We start from the raw sequence: 18,350 nt of genomic DNA on the forward strand, positions 1-18,350 counted from the left end.
AACGCCACGCCCCACACCACGCCCAACGCCACGCCCCACACCACGCCCCACACCACGCCCCACACCACGCCCCACACCACGCCCCACACCACGCCCAACGCCACGCCCCACACCACGCCCCACACCACGCCACCCCAATCAACAGAAAGTCCTAAATTTGCCGCTATGCTACAGATAATCAGAGGGGTAATTACAGTTAAGAGAAGACCCTGAATCCCTAGACGCAATTGTACGGGATGGTTATCGCCGCCGTCTCTCGTTTCCACATACCAGCGCACTGCTTGGGGAAAATAAAACACCCAGTACAACAGCAAAAGATAATCAAAGGGATTCCGTAAAGATAAATCGCGTCTGAGTTTAGGGGCGAGATTAATGGTGGGGACGGTGCTTTCCTTCATAATTTTTATCTCTGGCTATTTACCCGGTGATGGTTTATTAAGTAGGTAGGTGTTAACTGTCAGACACCCCCCTTATCAAGGGGGGCAGGGGGGATCAAACCCCCTCAAGGTAGGGTTGATTCATGAATCAACCCTACTATGAATCAACCCTAGGGGGCAGGGGGGATCAAAGACAAAATCTATCTTCTATTTAATCAGAACCACTTAATTATCGGAACTAAAAAGGCTTATATATATTTCGGCACGGATTCCCATTATAATAAAAAGTATAGGTCAAATCGAGGGATTTTGTCAAGTCTTTTTTGCCATTAATCTATATAATTGTCGGGCTGCTTACCGGTCATTGTCCTGAAAAAAATTAGGTTCTTCTATTCGTGTTATGCAAGGGAGGGGGTTATAAGGAATGAAACCCCGATAGAGACAGACATTGCTGCGATTTTTGTCAATTGTTTTCGCTCTAGAACGAACTAATCAATTAAGTCTCTTGCCAGATAAGGATTTAGTCAATTTATGCCACCCGATCGAATCATACCGAGTAACGAAGAACCTTCTTTTTCCCCTTCTTGAATCGCCGATTTCGGGACAATGACGACGTTAACCGATTCTTCTACTTCGTTGAATAGTTCTAAAACATATCCTTCCTCACCCCCCTTCGGATGGGCAACTATATCGACAAGAATCGCCGAATCACCCTGCTTAAGATTGTATTCGGGAACGTCGCGGGCTAGGGTCACTTCTTCGTATAGTTGCGCCATGGTTTATTTTTCCTTTCGGGGTTTGAGGGTGATAAATTGAAATTGATGATCTAGGTTTCGTTTTAGCCAAATCGTGACGACGGATAGGCGAACTTGATTACTGCCGATTAATTCGCCCTCGACTCGATCGAAGGTTCCGTATTCGATTCACCGATCAAGTGTATTAATTGATATTGTTTCAAGGTTTTTTTGGGGTTGTAATTGCATAATTTTTTTTTAAATAGTCTAGACTAAAAAGGCTTATATATATTTCGGCACGGATTCCCATTATAATAAAAAGTATAGGTCAAATCGAGGGATTTTGTCAAGTCTTTTTTGCCATTAATCTATATAATTGTCGGGTTGCTCACCAGTCATTGTCCTGAAAAAAATTATGCCCCGGTTTGTCAAACAAGCATATATGCAGCGGTTAACCGAGACAGGACAGGAGACAAAAACGAGTTATTGGATAGAAAGAGGCGATGGGATGTTATTATTTAAAACCGATTCCCTAGAAGCAGCCGAATCGATCATCGGGCAGCATCCCCTGATTGAAAATGGCTGTGTGGAGTATTAACTGCACGAATGGCGAATAGTAGTGGAATAGGCTATCAAAGGAGTGAACCCTGTGCAAATATTCACAACAATCCCCGGTTTACGCACTTTTTTGGCTGATTATCGCCATGATCATAGTATTGCTCTCGTGCCAACCATGGGCGCTCTCCATAAAGGTCATGCTAGTCTAATTCGGCGCGCAGTGACGGAAGCTGAGGTAACTGTGGTCAGTATTTTTGTTAATCCTCTACAATTTGGCCCTACAGAGGATTTTTCTCGCTATCCCCGCACCTTTGAAAGCGATCGCCAATTGTGTGAATCCTTGGGAGTTGCTGCTATTTTTGCTCCGAGTGCGGAAACTTTAGGAATTGGTGATTCTGAGGAGATAACCGCAGTTGTTCCCCCGATTTCTCTGACTAGCGGGTTATGTGGTGCTTTTCGTCCGGGGCATTTTCAGGGAGTAGCCACAATTGTCACGCGGTTGTTTAATATTATTGCCCCGAAGATCGCCTATTTTGGCGAAAAGGATGCCCAACAGTTAGCGATTATCCGGCAATTAGTCAGGGATTTAAATTTAGCGATCGAGATTCGCGCTTGTGCTACAGTGCGAGAAACATCGGGATTAGCAGTTAGTTCTCGCAATCAGTATCTATCGGCCACAGAAAAGGAAAAAGCGACAATTATCGCCCAAAGTTTGCAATTAGCCCTCGAAAGTTTTCGTTTAGGGGAAAGACAAAGGGAAAAACTACTGGCTATTGTGCAAAAAAATCTGGACAGAGTACCAGAATTTCGCCCTCAGTATCTGGATTTAGTCCATCCCCAGAGTTTACAACCGATCGAGCAGATCGAGACAGGGGGTTTGTTAGCGATCGCTGGATCGATCGGTCAAACCCGTTTAATTGATAATATTATCTTGCGTCAACGTCGGGCAGTTATCGCTATTGATGGGCCGGCTGGAGCGGGAAAATCGACAGTAACGCGCTTAGTAGCCGAAAAATTGGGGTTAACCTATCTCGATACCGGTGCGATGTATCGCGCGGTGACATGGTTGGTGGTGAATTCTGGTCTGGATTTGTCCGCAGAAGCGGCCATCGCCGAGTTATTATCTTTAGCGAAGATAGAAATAATTCCGGCCGATAGTCCCGAAAATGTGACTATAGTGAAGATTAACGGGCAGGATGTGACTTTAGAGATTCGCTCTCCCGCAATTACCTCGCAAGTGTCCAGAATTGCCGCTCAAAAAGCGGTGAGAGAGCAGTTAGTCACCCTGCAAAGACAGATGGGAATGTCGGGGGGAATAGTTGTGGAAGGTCGAGATATTGGTACTAATGTTTTCCCAGAAGCGGAATTAAAGATTTTTTTGACAGCGACACCCGAAGAAAGAGCCAGAAGGAGATTAAAAGACTTAGAAGCGCAGGGAAATGGGGGTATTAGTCTCGCAGAATTAACCCAAGAGATTGAAAAAAGGGATTATTTGGATAGTAATCGCTCCCTAGCACCCCTGCGAAAAGCCGCAGATGCGATCGAAGTTAATAGCGATCATCTCACTATTACAGAAGTCACGGAAAAAATCATTGCTCTTTATCATCAAGGCTCAAGCACACTCATCTTTAGGTCAAAAGAATGATCAGTACCTAGAGAGATTAGGGTTGGCTGAAAAAGTTTGTTGGTGGGGTTAGGATTCAGAAGTCAGAAGTCAGGAGATTGCTTTTATTTATTCTTCCCTTGAAGTTATTTAAGAAAGTATCCCTTTGATTGTATTAAGATTGATCGCTCTTTTATCGGCATTTACCTGGACTAACGGAAGCTATTACCCTAGCTAAAACCTTTAAATGCGGCCGATTTTCCAGCGTTTCTCCGTCATCAGTCTTCAGTTTAAAGTTGACGTTCCAGAATCGCTTCCATGGTACTGATTAGGTAGTGACGATTGAGAATACCACTGGCAAGATGGTAACTGTTGTTATTAATGCGATAAAAGGTTTCAAAACCCCCGCGCCGGCTGTCTGTTAATACCCAATGACGTTGGATAATAGTATCAGCACCGATCCAACCTTCTCCTTCGATTTGTCCTAAAATACTTTGTTGCAGCACAAAAGTATATTCTCTTTTTCCTGTTCCCAAACGACCGCGGTATTGAAAGGAAATGTCTTCTTTTTCCCCATCAGGAAAGATTAATTTACTGACTAAACTAAACCAATTGTCTTGACTCCAAGCGATTAGTAGGCGACCCTTGATCGGTATGGGCATTTTATCTCGTTCTAACCAACTTCCCTCTAATTTCCATCGTCCCGGTTCTAATAAAAAAGTGTGCGTCAATGTGATAACCCTTTCCCTGCGGATGCTAGTTTTCTATCTTTCCATATTAGCATCAGTGGTCAGGAATCAGCCTTCAGGTGCGTTATCAAAAAAAGCCGACAATTGCTATAATTTGTTATTGCCGTCGATGATCTAGCCTTTCTCGTCAAGGTGAAGCACATATCAACTATTTCAGCTACAAGAACGAACCTCATCTATTTGAGAAACGCTATAATTATATTGTTTCTGGGAAAATAGGAAAAGAAAATCAATGGAAAAACCTCTAGTTTTTTTAGATACTGATGTTTTGGCTTCTTATCTACGAGGAGATCTTGCCAGTGTACATTTATTCGATCGAGAAATACTCGATCGCGTTTGTCTTGCTATTAATGCGATTGTTTTACAAGAGTTATTATTTTTAGCAGAAGTTCGTAATCATCCTGAAATAGTCGATCGGATTCAAGAAAAGGTGACTATCTTGGATTTTGATTTAGTTAAACTTGATCAATATTGGGAAAATGCTAGAGATATTCGCAATATTTTCGTACACTCGAATGATGTTTTAATTTTAAGTAGTGCCGCTAATTGTGATTATTTAGTTACCTACGATCAACAACTTAAAAAAGCCTCTAGTTATCTATATAACTCTAAACCTATGGTAGTAACACCTGAAGAATTATTAGAGGTTATCCATCAAGAAAATAGCCTCCTTTCTAGCCTCTCTTGCCAAGGATATAAATCGTCAAATTTCCCCTTAAACAAGGTGATTTAGGGAGATAATTATGAAGTTAAATTACCTAACTATCAAATCTATCTGTTTAACGGTAACTTCCTTGATAATTATCGGCAGTCCAGCTATATCTTTAGCCGATCATAGATCACCAATAACTTTAGCTTCTAGGGATTTATCAAACCAGCAACAGGGACGAAAAATTATTCTTAATGGTCGTTCTTTGTCCGTTTCTTGGCGACAGTGGACAGCAGCAAATAATACCAGAATCGCCATGGGTGACACGGGAGCAAGACAATTATTTGGCATGGATTTTCTTAGCACAAATGATCCAAAAAAGCAACCGATAAGCTGGTTTAATTTACAAACTTTATCGGCTAATTTGATCGATTCTGATCGCTGGCTAGACGTTACGGATATTTTACTAAAAATGGGGGCAACAACCACTATTAATGGCGATAGTTTAACTATTAACTTTCCTGCTCCTCAGATTCAAGATATTCAGCTAGAAAATTATGGAGCAGTACAAAGGATTATTATTCAACTTGATCGCCCGACCTTTTGGCAAGTCAGTCAGGCAAAAAATCAAGCAGTAATTACCCTAGAAGGAAATGCCCAGCAATCGCTTATCTCTAGGTTTCAACCCCAAACTATCAGCAACAGTAACCAAAATAACGATGAAGATGATCTAGGTAACTCCAATAATAACTTACCCACTCAGATCACTTCCTTAGAAAATAATGGAGTGATCAGTCGTTTAAAAATTAACCTTCCCACTGCCTACGGATTACAGATCGGCAGTGTGGATAATCCTCCCCGAATTATCATTGATTCTCGTCCCGATGCTATGGATGAAAAGCGCATTGTTTGGCAACCAGGGTTAATCTGGAATCAAAAATATATCCAGTTAGACAAAGATTGGTTTCCCGTGACTTGGTTAGAAATCGATCCCAGAAATCCCCAGATAACTATTAAACCAATAACCGCTAATTCCACCTCAATGCGCGGCACTAATCCCCTGATCACGATTAATAGCGAAAGTAACGCAGTAGCGATGATTAATGGCGGCTTTTTTAATCGTAATAATCAGTTACCTTTGGGGGCAATTCGTGTGGATGGCAAATGGTTATCCGGACCAATTTTAAACCGAGGAGCGATCGCATGGGATAATCGTGGTAAAATCAGGATCGATCGCCTGAGTTTAGAGGAAACTCTCATTACTGCCACCGGACAACGTTTTCCCCTAACCCAGTTAAATAGTGCTTTCCTGACAGCCGGCTGCAGTCGTTATACTCGCGATTGGGGGAGTAATTATCATCCCCTCACCGAGCGCGAAACCGGGTTAGTCGTCCAAGGCGATCGCGTGACGGAGAAATTAAATAATCTTTGGCCACAGGATAGTATAAACATACCGGAAAACGGCTATTTAGTCATCTGCCGAAAGACAGATATTAATTTAAAGATTGGTGAGACAGTCAACCTCGATAGCGTCACCCTACCGAGAGATTTTGCTAATTATCCCCAGATTTTAGGTGCTGGCCCCCTATTATTGCAGAATGGGCGCCTAGTTTTGGATGGAAATGCCGAAAAATTTAGTCCGGCATTCCAAAATCAACAAGCTTCCCGCAGTGCGATCGCAGTCAGCCGAGAAGGAAAAATTTTGCTAGTTGCTATCCATAATCGTGTCGGGGGAAGGGGGGCAACTTTAGGCGAATTAGCCCGAATTTTGCTGTTAATGGCGGCAACAGACGGTTTAAACCTAGATGGTGGTAGTTCCACGGGGATAGCTTTGGGGGGTTATCTACTCGATCGCTCTGCCGTTACCGCCGCAAAAGTCCATAATGGAATAGGGATATTTTTATCCCCGTCTCCTTGAAAGGTGTGAAAACAATGGATAATAGCGACTGGATTAAACAATTGCTGCTGATGGGTATTGGCACTACTTCCATGGTGGCAGAGAAGATCAAAGAAGTGAGCGACGAATTAGTAAAAGACGGTAAAATCAATTCCGATCAGGCTAAAAACTTTGTTGATGATCTGATGACACAGATGAAGTCTGAACAAGGGAACTTCGAGAATAACTTAGAACGCTATATTCGCCAGATCTTGCAGGATTTAGGGGTTCCCCGACAATCGGAAATGGACGAACTGCGGGGAAGGATTGATAGATTAGAACGGCAGGTGAGAGACTTAGAGAATAAACTCTGGCGTTAGGGAACTATGAAATCAATGCGCGAAATCTTGCTCAGTTTTGCTATCATTGCGGTTTGTGGCTTATTTTTAATCGTTGCTTCCCTCTTTGGTGGAGGGGAAAAAACCAATGCGATCGCCGCCGAAACCAATCCACCCCCTATCACTCAAACTATTAATAAGGAAATCATCTCCATGGATTTAGATCAAGCAGTTACCACCGATTCGGGACTAAAATACATCGATATCGTGGAAGGAACCGGAGAAACTCCCCAAAAAGGTCAAAAAGTGACTGTTCACTACACGGGAACCCTGACAGACGGCAAAAAATTCGATAGTTCCAAGGATCGCAATCAACCTTTTACCTTTACCATTGGAGTGGGTCAAGTGATCAAAGGATGGGATGAAGGAGTCGCATCGATGAAAGTCGGTGGGCAGCGTACCTTAATTATCCCCCCAGAATTGGGTTATGGTGCGCGGGGTGCCGGTGGGGTAATTCCTCCCAACGCGACTTTACTTTTCGATGTGGAATTGTTGGGAGTTAAATAGGTTTTTCCTCTGATTTTTCACCTCTACCCGCATCGATCCCGAATGCGGGTTTTTTGACAAATTGCCAGAAGCTAAGGGTAAAATCAGGAAGATTTAGTAAATTCTAGACCGTTTTCGCTACCGTAACGTTCCATAAAACGCATAAAACGATCCCACTCTGCGGGAGAATTGAAAATAACCGTAGCTTCGATCGCCGTGGGTTTACCGTTGATGAATTTGCCTTTTACTTCCCTGGTGACGATTTCTCCTTCTTCATCGACGAGATACATCCCCGTGATTTCCTCGGTTTGTTGATCTCCGAGGATAATCGGTTGCTCAAAATAAAATTTTGCCGATCCTTTCTCTCCCGTTTTAGTGCGACTTAAGCGGATATCGGGAACAACTGGTTCTTTTAACCCCCGGGAAAACTGAATTTCTGCCATTACTTTTCTTTATCCTTCTCATGAAATACACATTTCTAGATCATCTCACACCAAGTCGCAGGTAAAAAGCAGATGGGACAGCATAAACTTAAAATATCCACGGTCAACTCGCGGGAGTAGGTTTGACTACTGATAACCAATAACTGAGATGAGATGGTTTTATTAGAAGCAGCGGTTCATTCTTCTCTACGCGCTTTTTTACGCGAACAAGGGCGCTTTTACTGGTCTCATCATCTCACTATGGGGCGACTGGTGGCTAGAGCTTTACGCTTAAAACGGTCCTCTCTCATACAAACTGGAACTACTCTGTCCCGTTATTGTCTCAGTTATCTCACCCCGGCTCTTTTAGGTGATACACCTGTTCTGATTGTTGCCCCGGAGTCGGAAGTAAACCTACTATTGGAAGTGGAAATCCCCCGTCTGCAAGCATGGTTACAAACTCAGCGAGATATCCTCAAAAGCGATCGCTTTCCCGCTAATTTTACCGGTTTACTCCTCACCACACCCCAACAATGGTTAGAGGATAAATTGGGCAATCTCGGCCATTTTCCCCAGAATATCGCCACTATAATCGATCGAGCCGAAGATTTAGAAACTTGTCTAGTAGATTATCTCACCGTCACCATTACTCCCGAACAATGGTCTGCTTTAGGGTCAGCATATCCCCAGCATAGAGAGGTTATAAACTTAATTAAAGCACAACTTAGCCAAAGTATTCTTGGTCATCCCATTAATCCCTATAATTGCTATCTTATTGATGCCAAGGAAAAAGAATATATAATTGCCCTGCTGCAACGCTTGGATCAAGACTTAGCCACTGATTCTGCTTGGCAACTTTTAGCGGCAAAAATCACCGAGCATAATTATCTCCTCTGGACATCCGTAGATCGAGATCGAGAAGAATTTACCCTAAAAATCAGTCCTTTGGAGGTGGCTAGTTTTTTCAAACCGATTTGGCAGCAGCAACCCTTTGTTTTAATCGGCAGTTTTTTAGATAGCGAAAAATCCGCTAATTTATACCGTCAAAATCAGGGTATCGGAGAAATTTTAACTCTAAAGTTTGCAGCCGATCGCGAGAGTGAATATATTCATTTATATCTACCCGATCGCATCAGCGCCCCCAATACGCCCGAATTTCAACCGATGTTATTAAAGCAAGTGCGGGAATTAGTTAGTGCTAATCATACCAGTGAACAACCGATCGTGATCCTGATTGAAGATGTTCCCCTCAAGGCACAAATTGCCACCCAAATCGCAGCCGATTACGGTTCGCGAGTGCAAGTGGAAAAAACTGAGATTAATAATAATACTATTCTGGTGTGTGGTTGGCAATTCTGGCAAACCCATCAAGAAAAATTTATCACTCCCAGTTTATTAATTATCGCTACTTTACCCTTACCCTCCCCCGAAAATCCTCTCGTTGCTGGCAAAATTGCCTACTATAAACGACAACATCTCGACTGGTTTCGTGCCTATCTTTTACCCACAGCAGTGAGGGAAATTCAGAAATCTGTTCAGTCTCTCCGGGAGTGTCAAGGTTGTGTGGCTGTTCTTGATAATCGTGTCAATGCTCGCAGTTATGGCCGACAAATTCTCTCCGCTTTAGAACCCTATGCTAAAGTTAATTATCTCGATCAACAATTTTTTCAAGATAAAGATTAAATCAGTTATCAGTTATCAGTTATCAGTTATCAGATGGGGTGCATCTCAATTTTGTAGAAATATCTATATTACATTTGGGCGCACGCAGTGCGCCCCTACCATTGACGCGATAATATTATTGTAGGGGCGAATTGCATTCGCCCTCTTGGAATAACTTCTGCTGCTCACCAATATGTGAGAGAATGTCACCAATAAGAGATGCACCCTATCAGTAATCAGTTCACTGTTTACTGATCACTGATCACTGATTACTGATAAAATCTCCCCCAGAGCCATATTTCCAACTATCCAAATAACGATGATAAAGATATTTTTGCTTGTCGGGTAACTTTTCTAAAACAGGTTTTAAGCTGGTTGCTAAGGGATATAAACCACTATACAAAGCTAAATTAAAATAATGTCCCGTCCAATCGATAAAAGGACTGATACCCACTTGCGGAATCATCGGTAAAACTAATTGAGGATTAACCAAAGGCAAAGTTTTTGAAAGCGAAGAAAACTGCACCACATCCTGTAAAAACGGTTTTAAGACCTCATCTCCCAACTTATCCATTACCCGAAAAACTCCACTCATTAAGTCATTAATTTGATTGGGATTAGGGTTAGCAGACATCGGGACACTCATGGTTTTTTGAAATAGCCACGTTACCGATATATTAGGTTGATAGGGTTGTAAAAGTGCTAAATCTTCTCGGTTTAAAGCATCGATTTGTAAAGCTTCCTCGATGGCGAAAGTTAGCCTTTTTAAATGTCTGACCATTGCCCCAAAACCACCAAAACTTACCGGAGATTGACTACCGCTACTATCTCCCACTGCCAGAATTCTTGACCAAGGCATTTTTAAAGGACTTTGACGATAGGCAGGGAAAAAACCCGCTAGAAAACGCTGAAATTTTACCGCTTCTAAATCTACCTTTTGATACTCTGGCAGTAATCTTAAATACTCCTCCATCAAAAATTCTAAACTAAAGCGATCGGGATGGGTATCAAGATAGGTAAATAAATAAGTTGTCCGACCATCCCTAGCGGGAAATGCTTCCCAAAAGTATTGACATTGGTGCAAGATTGGGGTAAAAGAATAAATCAAATCACCAGTTTCATTACTGGGAAAACCCTGACCGCAACTACCCACCACTAAACAAACTCCATCGGGTTTTTCTCCTTTTCTTGCCTGTTTTGCAATTGGCGAAAAATGACCCATGGCATCGATTAATAAACGGGTTTTTAAAGTTACTTCTCCCGTTTTAACCATTACTCCATCGGGATGAATAATCCCCCCACTAAACCCCGAATTTTCTAATAACTTCCCTCCCGCTTGCAAAAACTTAGTTTTTAAAGTCTCTAGCAAATAAACCGGATCAACACCGATATTTAAAATATCTCTGACCCAAAGCTCATAACCTTGATAAAATCCCACCCTAGCAGGATTATATTCCGTAGCTATCGCTTGATTTAATTCAGCTTCGGTCAATAAATCTAACTCTAAAAAACTGCTTAATTCTAAACGGGAAATATTCCACTCCTGCTCACGACCGCGCAGAATACCTCTTTCTAATAATGCCACACGCCAGCCCCTAGTTTGCAAAGCGGCCCCGATGAAAATTCCCAAAGTTCCCCCGGCAATAACTAGATCAAAATCCGTCTCTCCTAAAGATTCTTGACTTTGATTAATTACCGCAGGAATAACTGGATTTTCTAAACGCAAAGCTTGCCAAGCTCGATCGCTGGCTCGCAATTGTTGTAAACTCTGAGGAGATACTCGATCGAGTAAAGATGCAACTAAAGACATAATCTTATATCAGTTATCAGTTATCAGTTATCAGATGTGAGTTTTCAGTTTTCAGTTTTCAGTTTTCAGTTATCACCATATCCAGAGGAGAAAACTATTTAGATTGGAAAAACTTTTTCCCTTCTTCAAAGAGTTTATTAATATCCTTGAGAGAAACTCCGAAAATCGCTAAAACTCCCGTAAAGACTAATAAAAAACCGATAAAACTATTCCGATCATAGAGAAATAAACCCACTAAAACGATAAAATAGGGAGAGAGAATTTTACTAATATTTTCAACTACAGTAACCACCTCTGGAGTAGGAGTCTCAACAAGATTAATATCGGTTTTATCCTGATCCGGTTCGAGATTTTGCTTAATTGAAAACATCACCTCCTGTAGGTCTTTTACCTCCGGTGGGTTCGGTTCCTTCCCTGGTTTGCCAAACATTGTTAAATCCCTCGCCAATTTATCTATACCCTCTATGGTAGCCAAAAAAAGGGCAAGCCGGAAAAGCGCGAGCAAGTTGGGAAATTCTCAGGGCAATTTTCCTTATAACCCCCTCGGCCTCGGCTGCTATAATCAGAGGAACAACTCCCAAGTTCGTTAACGGTACAAAAAAACTATGAATACCAGTCCAGACCGTGTGATTATCTTCGATACCACCCTTCGAGATGGGGAACAGTCCCCGGGTGCCGCTTTAAATGTGGATGAGAAGCTAACCATAGCCCGCGCACTGGCACGACTGGGAGTTGATGTCATTGAAGCAGGTTTTCCCCACGCTAGTCCGGGGGACTTTGATGCGGTGCAGAAAATTGCCGCCAGCGTCGGCGGCGAAGCTGATAGCCCGATTATTTGCGGATTAGCCCGCACTACTCAAAAAGATATCAAATCAGCCGCCGATGCGCTCAGACCCGCCGCCAAGCCCAGAATTCACACCTTCCTAGCCACATCCGATATCCACCTCCAATACAAACTTAAGAAGACCCGTCAGGAAGTTCTTGAGATTGTGCCGGAAATGGTGGCCTATGCCAAATCCTTCGTTGATGATGTGGAATTTTCCCCCGAAGATGCCGGCCGCAGCGATCCGGAATTCCTCTATCAAGTCCTCGAAAGAGCGATCGCCGCAGGAGCTACCACCGTTAATATTCCCGATACCGTCGGTTACACCACCCCCAGCGAATTTGGGGCTTTAATCCGGGGAATTAAGGAAAATGTCCCCAATATCGACCAAGCGATTATCTCCGTCCATGGTCACGACGATTTAGGGTTAGCGGTGGCTAATTTCCTCGAAGCGGTTAAAAATGGCGCTCGACAGTTGGAATGTACTATTAACGGTATCGGTGAGCGCGCCGGTAATGCTTCCCTAGAAGAATTGGTGATGGCCCTTCATGTCCGGCGCTCCTATTTTAATCCTTTCCTCGGTCGTCCAGCAGAGTCCACGGAACCTTTAACCAAGATCAACACCAAGGAAATCTATCGCACTTCTCGCCTAGTTTCTAATCTTACCGGCATGATCGTGCAACCGAATAAGGCGATCGTCGGTGCTAACGCTTTCGCACACGAGTCGGGAATCCATCAGGACGGGGTGTTAAAACATAAACTCACCTATGAGATTATGGATGCAGAATCGATCGGTTTAACCCATAATCAGATCGTCCTCGGTAAACTCTCCGGCCGCAACGCTTTTCGCTCTCGTTTACAGGAATTGGGTTTTGAGCTTTCGGAAACGGAACTTAATAACGCTTTCATCCAGTTTAAGGAAATGGCTGATCGCAAAAAGGAAATCACCGATCGCGATCTGGAAGCGATTGTTAACGATGAAATCGATACGGTTCCCGATCACTTCCGCCTTGAGCTAGTACAAGTGTCCTGTGGTAATAGCGCCCGGCCCACGGCCACGGTAACGATTCGCACTCCCGACGGTAGCGAGTTATCCGATGCGGCCATTGGTACAGGCCCAGTGGATGCTCTCTGCAAAGCGATCGATCGAGTGGTGAAGATTCCGAACGAATTAATCTCTTTCTCGGTGCGGGAAGTTACCGAGGGAATCGATGCTTTGGGAGAAGTGACTATCCGTCTCCGTTACGAAGGACGCACCTATTCTGCTCGCGCGGCCGATACCGATATTATTGTCGCCTCCGCTCGCGCCTACGTCAGCGCCTTAAACCGTCTCCATGTCGCACTGCAGCAGAAGGAAAAAACCCCAGAAATGCTACAAGTCTAGATAGGGTGTTAGGGTGTTAGGGTGTTAGGGTGTTAGGGTGTTAGGGTTTTAGTTGAAATTCCCCCACTACCCCATCACCCCACTACCCCACTTCCCCCCGCAACGCGCAGGCAGTGACCACCCCAATTCATAATTCATAATTCATAATTCATAATTCCCACGGTGCTGTTGGAGAAAATCTTAAATTTGTCTCGCAAATTTCTAAAATGTTGCTAAGTTAATATTATGAGCTTGCGCTCTGATTAATCATGGTGCGAATGTACCAAAAACAGATTCGCGTAAAAGCAATGAGGGATGAAATTTACCCGCAAGAATCTGATCAAATTAAATACAATAGCTAAAGACTAAAAGAATTAGCCAAGGCAAATGGGGATGCTGTTCCCCTTGTCAATGGGAACAGTTAACCCGTCCAATAATTCCTTTGATTGTTAGCTATCTGGTCAACACCGCAGACAAACCGGCGATCGGATTTCAGTCCTCCAGCCATTTACCCAATTTTTGCAGGAGCCAGATTATGAGTTGACCGAGCTAAAACAGCATTCCGTGTCGCTAAAATCGCATCGACACAAGGAAATTTAAGCAAAAATCTTCTCCCATTTGTTGTAATTAAAGCTACAATCGGAAAAGTCTTTGCCCGTCTCGGATTTGAGACACAAATTCGTTCAGTATCACCTAGATTGAGATTCGATCTTCTAGTTTTGCACAGAAGGAGCAAGAGGAAAACGGCATGACGCAGGCCCACAATGTACTAACCCTTACCGAGCCGCCATTGAATTTAGATTTGATTGACCTAGACGAAGACTTCGATGATGAGGATATCGAGTTAGAGCTAGAAGAAGTCAGCGATAGCAACGATGGCAAAAAAACCCGCCGCCTTGCCAGCGCTCGTCGTCGCGACGCCGCTAGAAAAAAACCCTATACAGAAGATTCGATTCGGATTTATCTGCAAGAGATCGGCAGGATTCGGTTATTGAGAGCGGAAGAGGAGATCGAATTAGCGAGAAAAATCGCCGATCTACTGAAATTAGAACGCATTCGCGAGGACTTTCGCCTCTATAGCGATGCCGAATGGGGAAAACAGGTTTTCTTGTTCGAGCGCATCGAAAAAATTATCGCCGAAAAATCGGAAAAAGAACCGAAATTATCGGATATTAAGGCTTATTTAGCTAAGACGGAGCTAATGGCTCCCATGGTGGAAGAATGGCTGGCGAAATCAAAGGAATACTTATCGGCCTTTAAGCGTCGTTTGTACCATGGTCGTCGCGCTAAGGAAAAAATGGTACAATCGAACCTGCGTTTAGTGGTTTCGATCGCCAAGAAATACATGAATCGCGGTCTTTCCTTCCAAGATTTAATTCAAGAAGGTTCCCTCGGTTTGATCCGCGCCGCCGAAAAATTCGACCACGAAAAGGGTTATAAATTCTCCACCTATGCCACTTGGTGGATTCGTCAAGCCATCACTCGAGCGATCGCCGATCAATCCCGCACCATTCGACTCCCCGTCCACCTCTACGAAACCATCTCCCGGATCAAAAAAACCACCAAGATTCTTTCTCAGGAAATGCGTCGCAAACCCACCGAGGAAGAAATCGCCACCAAGATGGAGATGACCATCGAAAAACTGCGTTTTATTGCCAAATCTGCCCAATTACCGATTTCTCTAGAGACTCCTATCGGTAAAGAAGAAGATTCCCGTTTAGGAGACTTTATCGAAGCGGATGGGGAAACCCCAGAAGATGAAGTTTCTAAAAATTTGTTACGCGAGGATTTAGAAAACGTCCTCGATACCCTTAGTCCTCGCGAACGCGATGTGCTGCGGCTGCGCTACGGTTTAGATGACGGCCGGATGAAAACACTCGAAGAAATCGGCCAGATTTTCAACGTCACTCGCGAGCGCATTCGTCAAATAGAAGCCAAGGCCCTGCGGAAACTGCGTCACCCTAACCGTAATAGTATCCTCAAAGAGTACATTCGTTAATTTCCCGTCCTTAAAAAACTAGAAACTGAGTCTCCTTGAGGCTCAGTTTTATTGTTATCTACACTTTCCTCGACGGCTGCATCTCAATTTGGTCGAAATATCCATATTATATTTTGGGCGCACGCGATGCGCCACTAGCACGGATAGGTGAACTTGATTACTGCCGATTAATTCCCCCTCAACTCGATAGAAAGTCCCGTATTCGTTGGTAAGATATTCGATAGCGGGATTGACGAGGGTAAAACCAGCAGGATAACTGCTATACTATATTTATAGTTCACTGAGAGAATAGAAATGGATCACAATTGCGATGCTTGCGATTCTAAAATCGAAGATATTCCAGAGTTTATTCGTCAAAACCTCATTGTCGTAAAATCTATATGGAGAGACAGCTGTGAGGCAATTAAAGAATTAAAAGACAATGATTACAACAAACACCTGATTTTAATTATAACAGATTTAGAAGAAGAAATTTTAGAAAATCGAGAAAAATTTTCAAAAAATCAATTTGCCAAAAATTATTTTACTACACAGATTAAACAATATTTAGAAGGCACAAAAAAATCTGCTGGGGAGCCATCGGCTAAGAGTTTATGGGCAAAACCAATATCTACTCAGTTGAAATTTATTTTAGAAGCTTTAAATTCAGCATCAGATTCTAAAAAATTTGAATTAAAAGACATATTATATTCTGTTGAAATAATACAAAAAGAGATAATTTCAGTAGAAAGTCTTGAAGGTTTACTTAATTTACTTATTACAGAAATCCTCAAAGAAGAAATGAATCGAGAGGAATTAAAATTTATCGTTAACACTATTATAATAATGTTTATTGAGCGAGGATACCATGTTAAAACTCTAGCTCTAGAAAATTTATTACCTAAACAATTATCTTTGTTTCAAGATCATTGGAACCTTATAAGTAAAAGGACAGATGGATTGTATTTATACCGTGCACTCATATATGAATCACCCAAATATAACGAGGAAGTTTATTCTGAAAACGAAAACTATAAAATTGCCCTCAAGCAATATTATGACTCTTTGGGGCTTAAAGATAGGATTTTTCTGATGAAAAAAATTTATGTCGAACCACCTAAAAAGTATAAGGTTATTTTTAAACTTTCTAATTTTGCTCTAGCCAATTCTCAATCATTAAATATAGGTAACGTTTATTTTTATATTCCGCAAATTCATGGAAAAATAACAAGAAGTATTTTTCGAGACGACACATACATAGATGAAAGTTCTGATCTTGTTCAGTTTGAAAAAAGAATACAGGAATTTGAAGTGATGTCCGAGAGTATTTATTATGTTGCTGTTGACATCGAAGGAAATGATTTTTATTCAATGAAGGATCAAGCGATAAGAACAGTAGAGAGGGCTGTGTCTGTCTTTCTCCGAAAGGATACTCTCATGAAAAAGACAAATAACAACGAAATACAAATAATATTAAATAATTACATTATCTGTGACGATCTAGGTGAGGGTGCTTTTTTTGAGCATTCTTATATATCGAATTCTAAAGAATTTGATATTCCTAATAATATTTATACTGACAGAATTGGTCATTGGCTTTCTTCTAAAAACTCACTTAATAAAAGCGTTGAAACATGGTTAACTGCTATTGAACTATATCGTAAATCTGTTGAGTCAGTACAAAGTTCCGACGCGCTTCTATATTCTTGGTATTCCCTTGAGCATTTTATCAATAAATCGGAAAAAATTACTGTGAGGCTTCCGAAGGAATTTGATAAACCTGTTTTTGAAGAATGGTACAATGCGAACAATATTTCAGTCCTACAATTATTGCTCGCTATTGTTACCATTAAATCCCATCTTTTTGATCTACTAACTACTTTTGCGGATAATTTAGCGAGAAAAGGGTTTCCATGGGATAGATTCTCAGTATCTGATGAAATTTTAAATATATTTTTTATTAGTAAAAAATATAACGGTTCTATTCTGATAAACGCAAGTAATTTTGTTGAAAACTTTCAATTAATTTTTGATGATTTTGAGCAGAAAAATAGTCAATTCGATAAATATATAAGTGAGATTCGTGGTCATTTTATTGATCACACAACTTGCTTGAATAAAATAAAACAAGCAATAATCGATGTCAAAAATGATGTGTATAATATCTATCGCATTAGAAATATGCTAGTTCATAGTAGTAACACAAAAAGTAAGCTTTTAGAAGATTATTCAAAAAGAAATAAGGAATACAGCTTAAGACTTATTTTAGAAATCAGAAAACATTTATTTGCAACCGAGAGTGATACTGAAATACAGCCGATAAATACTTATTTTACAAGGATGATAATTGATGCTAACGTGGCATTTGAAGCAGTAGTCAATAATGATATGGATAAATTCAGAAAATGGATAATACAATAGGAAATTCTACGACAAGTAGCAGCAAAAATTGATAATATCGAGGGTAGAACTGAAAAAAGCAATTTAGCCGCCGCTACAGCAATTCTGGCGGGGTTAGTATTAAGTAAGGAAATCATCGGAAGCTTATTAAGGGAAGAAATTATGCGCGAATCAGTTATTTATCAGGATATCCGGGAAAGTGGAAAAGCACAAGGAAGACGAGAAGAAGCGGTTTCTTTGATTCTACGGCTACTTAACCGTCGTTTAGGTGAAATATCCTCGACTTTAAGCCAACAAATCCAAGAACTATCTCTAGAACAATTAGAAACTTTAGGAGAAGCGCTGCTCGATTTTACCAGCTTGACAGATCTGACCACTTGGTTATCGGAGATAGAAAATTAAATCCCCAGAAGATGTCTGCTCGTCCTGCGTTAAATTTTTAAATACTGGCTTTTTTCCCGT

Annotated in this window: 15 protein-coding genes and 3 pseudogenes; 11 read left to right on the top strand and 7 right to left on the bottom strand. The window is 41.8% G+C overall.

The window, feature by feature from the left end; all coding sequences use genetic code 11:
- The 3 genes and pseudogenes from O9334_RS17340 to O9334_RS23200 all read right to left on the bottom strand — a co-directional run.
- A pseudogene (locus tag O9334_RS17340) lies at positions 1–398 on the bottom strand (hypothetical protein); the annotation flags it as partial.
- A 503-nt stretch (positions 399–901) separates the two neighbouring features.
- A complete protein-coding gene (locus tag O9334_RS17345; protein ID WP_045359000.1) occupies positions 902–1,153 on the bottom strand; it encodes a DUF4926 domain-containing protein in 252 nt (83 codons plus the stop codon).
- A gap of 3 nt (positions 1,154–1,156) precedes the next feature.
- Positions 1,157–1,297: pseudogene (locus O9334_RS23200) on the bottom strand (DUF6883 domain-containing protein); the annotation flags it as partial.
- Between the two features lie 229 nt (positions 1,298–1,526).
- On the opposite strand from O9334_RS23200, the gene O9334_RS17350 reads away from it, so the two are divergent.
- The gene (locus O9334_RS17350) at positions 1,527–1,709 is read left to right on the top strand and encodes a YciI family protein (RefSeq protein ID WP_288001447.1); all 183 of its coding nucleotides are present in this window, start codon (positions 1,527–1,529) and stop codon (positions 1,707–1,709) included.
- Positions 1,710–1,760: 51 nt separating this feature from the next.
- Positions 1,761–3,314, top strand: coding sequence for a bifunctional pantoate--beta-alanine ligase/(d)CMP kinase (locus tag O9334_RS17355; RefSeq protein WP_045359001.1), 1,554 nt, complete (start codon positions 1,761–1,763; stop codon positions 3,312–3,314).
- 248 nt (positions 3,315–3,562) lie between these two features.
- Here the strand turns inward: O9334_RS17355 and O9334_RS17360 are convergent, their stop codons facing one another.
- Positions 3,563–4,003, bottom strand: a complete 441-nt coding sequence (locus O9334_RS17360; protein WP_045359002.1) for a hypothetical protein — start codon at positions 4,001–4,003, stop codon at positions 3,563–3,565.
- 250 nt (positions 4,004–4,253) lie between these two features.
- Between O9334_RS17360 and O9334_RS17365 the strand changes: the two genes are divergently transcribed.
- Genes O9334_RS17365 through O9334_RS17380 form a run of 4 tightly spaced genes read left to right on the top strand, consistent with a single transcriptional unit; the run spans position 4,254 to position 7,451 of the window.
- Complete coding sequence (locus tag O9334_RS17365) at positions 4,254–4,754, top strand: type II toxin-antitoxin system VapC family toxin (protein ID WP_045359004.1); 501 nt, start codon at positions 4,254–4,256, stop codon at positions 4,752–4,754.
- Between the two features lie 10 nt (positions 4,755–4,764).
- Positions 4,765–6,588: a phosphodiester glycosidase family protein gene (locus O9334_RS17370; protein ID WP_045359005.1), complete on the top strand. Its 1,824-nt coding sequence runs from the start codon at positions 4,765–4,767 to the stop codon at positions 6,586–6,588.
- 14 nt (positions 6,589–6,602) lie between these two features.
- Positions 6,603–6,926 (top strand): phasin family protein, encoded by a 324-nt coding sequence (locus O9334_RS17375; protein WP_002773863.1) that lies wholly within the window; start codon positions 6,603–6,605, stop codon positions 6,924–6,926.
- A gap of 6 nt (positions 6,927–6,932) precedes the next feature.
- On the top strand, positions 6,933–7,451 hold the full coding sequence (locus tag O9334_RS17380) for an FKBP-type peptidyl-prolyl cis-trans isomerase (protein ID WP_045359007.1): 519 nt from the start codon (positions 6,933–6,935) through the stop codon (positions 7,449–7,451).
- Between the two features lie 83 nt (positions 7,452–7,534).
- Here O9334_RS17380 and psb28 read toward each other — a convergent pair whose 3' ends face one another.
- Positions 7,535–7,873 carry a photosystem II reaction center protein Psb28 gene (gene psb28, locus O9334_RS17385; protein WP_045359008.1) on the bottom strand — a complete coding sequence of 113 codons (339 nt, stop codon included), beginning with the start codon at positions 7,871–7,873 and terminating at the stop codon, positions 7,535–7,537.
- 153 nt (positions 7,874–8,026) lie between these two features.
- Between psb28 and O9334_RS17390 the strand changes: the two genes are divergently transcribed.
- Positions 8,027–9,535: a helicase C-terminal domain-containing protein gene (locus tag O9334_RS17390; protein WP_045359010.1), complete on the top strand. Its 1,509-nt coding sequence runs from the start codon at positions 8,027–8,029 to the stop codon at positions 9,533–9,535.
- Positions 9,536–9,776: 241 nt separating this feature from the next.
- On the opposite strand, the gene O9334_RS17395 is transcribed toward O9334_RS17390, so the two are convergent.
- Both O9334_RS17395 and O9334_RS17400 read right to left on the bottom strand, forming a co-directional pair.
- A complete protein-coding gene (locus O9334_RS17395) occupies positions 9,777–11,324 on the bottom strand; it encodes an FAD-dependent oxidoreductase (protein ID WP_288001454.1) in 1,548 nt (515 codons plus the stop codon).
- Positions 11,325–11,418: 94 nt separating this feature from the next.
- Complete coding sequence (locus tag O9334_RS17400; RefSeq protein WP_045359012.1) at positions 11,419–11,754, bottom strand: hypothetical protein; 336 nt, start codon at positions 11,752–11,754, stop codon at positions 11,419–11,421.
- A gap of 175 nt (positions 11,755–11,929) precedes the next feature.
- On the opposite strand from O9334_RS17400, the gene O9334_RS17405 reads away from it, so the two are divergent.
- The 4 genes and pseudogenes from O9334_RS17405 to O9334_RS17420 all read left to right on the top strand — a co-directional run.
- A complete protein-coding gene (locus O9334_RS17405; protein WP_045359013.1) occupies positions 11,930–13,531 on the top strand; it encodes a 2-isopropylmalate synthase in 1,602 nt (533 codons plus the stop codon).
- A gap of 727 nt (positions 13,532–14,258) precedes the next feature.
- Entirely contained in the window at positions 14,259–15,509 is a 1,251-nt protein-coding gene (gene rpoD, locus O9334_RS17410) for an RNA polymerase sigma factor RpoD (RefSeq protein ID WP_045359015.1), read from the top strand.
- 294 nt (positions 15,510–15,803) lie between these two features.
- Positions 15,804–17,909: a hypothetical protein gene (locus O9334_RS17415; RefSeq protein ID WP_288001459.1), complete on the top strand. Its 2,106-nt coding sequence runs from the start codon at positions 15,804–15,806 to the stop codon at positions 17,907–17,909.
- Positions 17,910–18,290 (top strand): annotated as a pseudogene (locus O9334_RS17420) (DUF4351 domain-containing protein); the annotation flags it as partial.
- Positions 18,291–18,350: the final 60 nt, after the last annotated feature.

The organism is Microcystis sp. LE19-8.1F (assembly GCF_027531715.1).
Classification (GTDB): domain Bacteria; phylum Cyanobacteriota; class Cyanobacteriia; order Cyanobacteriales; family Microcystaceae; genus Microcystis; species Microcystis wesenbergii_A.

What these genes read in the sequence shown, in the direction of transcription:
- O9334_RS17345 (WP_045359000.1), bottom strand. Translation starts at nt 1,153, where the DNA reads ATGGCGCAACTATACGAAGAAGTGACCCTAGCCCGCGACGTTCCCGAA.
- O9334_RS17350 (WP_288001447.1), top strand. Translation starts at nt 1,527, where the DNA reads ATGCCCCGGTTTGTCAAACAAGCATATATGCAGCGGTTAACCGAGACA.
- O9334_RS17365 (WP_045359004.1), top strand. Translation starts at nt 4,254, where the DNA reads ATGGAAAAACCTCTAGTTTTTTTAGATACTGATGTTTTGGCTTCTTAT.
- O9334_RS17370 (WP_045359005.1), top strand. Translation starts at nt 4,765, where the DNA reads ATGAAGTTAAATTACCTAACTATCAAATCTATCTGTTTAACGGTAACT.
- O9334_RS17375 (WP_002773863.1), top strand. Translation starts at nt 6,603, where the DNA reads ATGGATAATAGCGACTGGATTAAACAATTGCTGCTGATGGGTATTGGC.
- O9334_RS17380 (WP_045359007.1), top strand. Translation starts at nt 6,933, where the DNA reads ATGAAATCAATGCGCGAAATCTTGCTCAGTTTTGCTATCATTGCGGTT.
- psb28 (WP_045359008.1), bottom strand. Translation starts at nt 7,873, where the DNA reads ATGGCAGAAATTCAGTTTTCCCGGGGGTTAAAAGAACCAGTTGTTCCC.
- O9334_RS17390 (WP_045359010.1), top strand. Translation starts at nt 8,027, where the DNA reads ATGGTTTTATTAGAAGCAGCGGTTCATTCTTCTCTACGCGCTTTTTTA.
- O9334_RS17395 (WP_288001454.1), bottom strand. Translation starts at nt 11,324, where the DNA reads ATGTCTTTAGTTGCATCTTTACTCGATCGAGTATCTCCTCAGAGTTTA.
- O9334_RS17400 (WP_045359012.1), bottom strand. Translation starts at nt 11,754, where the DNA reads ATGTTTGGCAAACCAGGGAAGGAACCGAACCCACCGGAGGTAAAAGAC.
- O9334_RS17405 (WP_045359013.1), top strand. Translation starts at nt 11,930, where the DNA reads ATGAATACCAGTCCAGACCGTGTGATTATCTTCGATACCACCCTTCGA.
- rpoD (WP_045359015.1), top strand. Translation starts at nt 14,259, where the DNA reads ATGACGCAGGCCCACAATGTACTAACCCTTACCGAGCCGCCATTGAAT.
- O9334_RS17415 (WP_288001459.1), top strand. Translation starts at nt 15,804, where the DNA reads ATGGATCACAATTGCGATGCTTGCGATTCTAAAATCGAAGATATTCCA.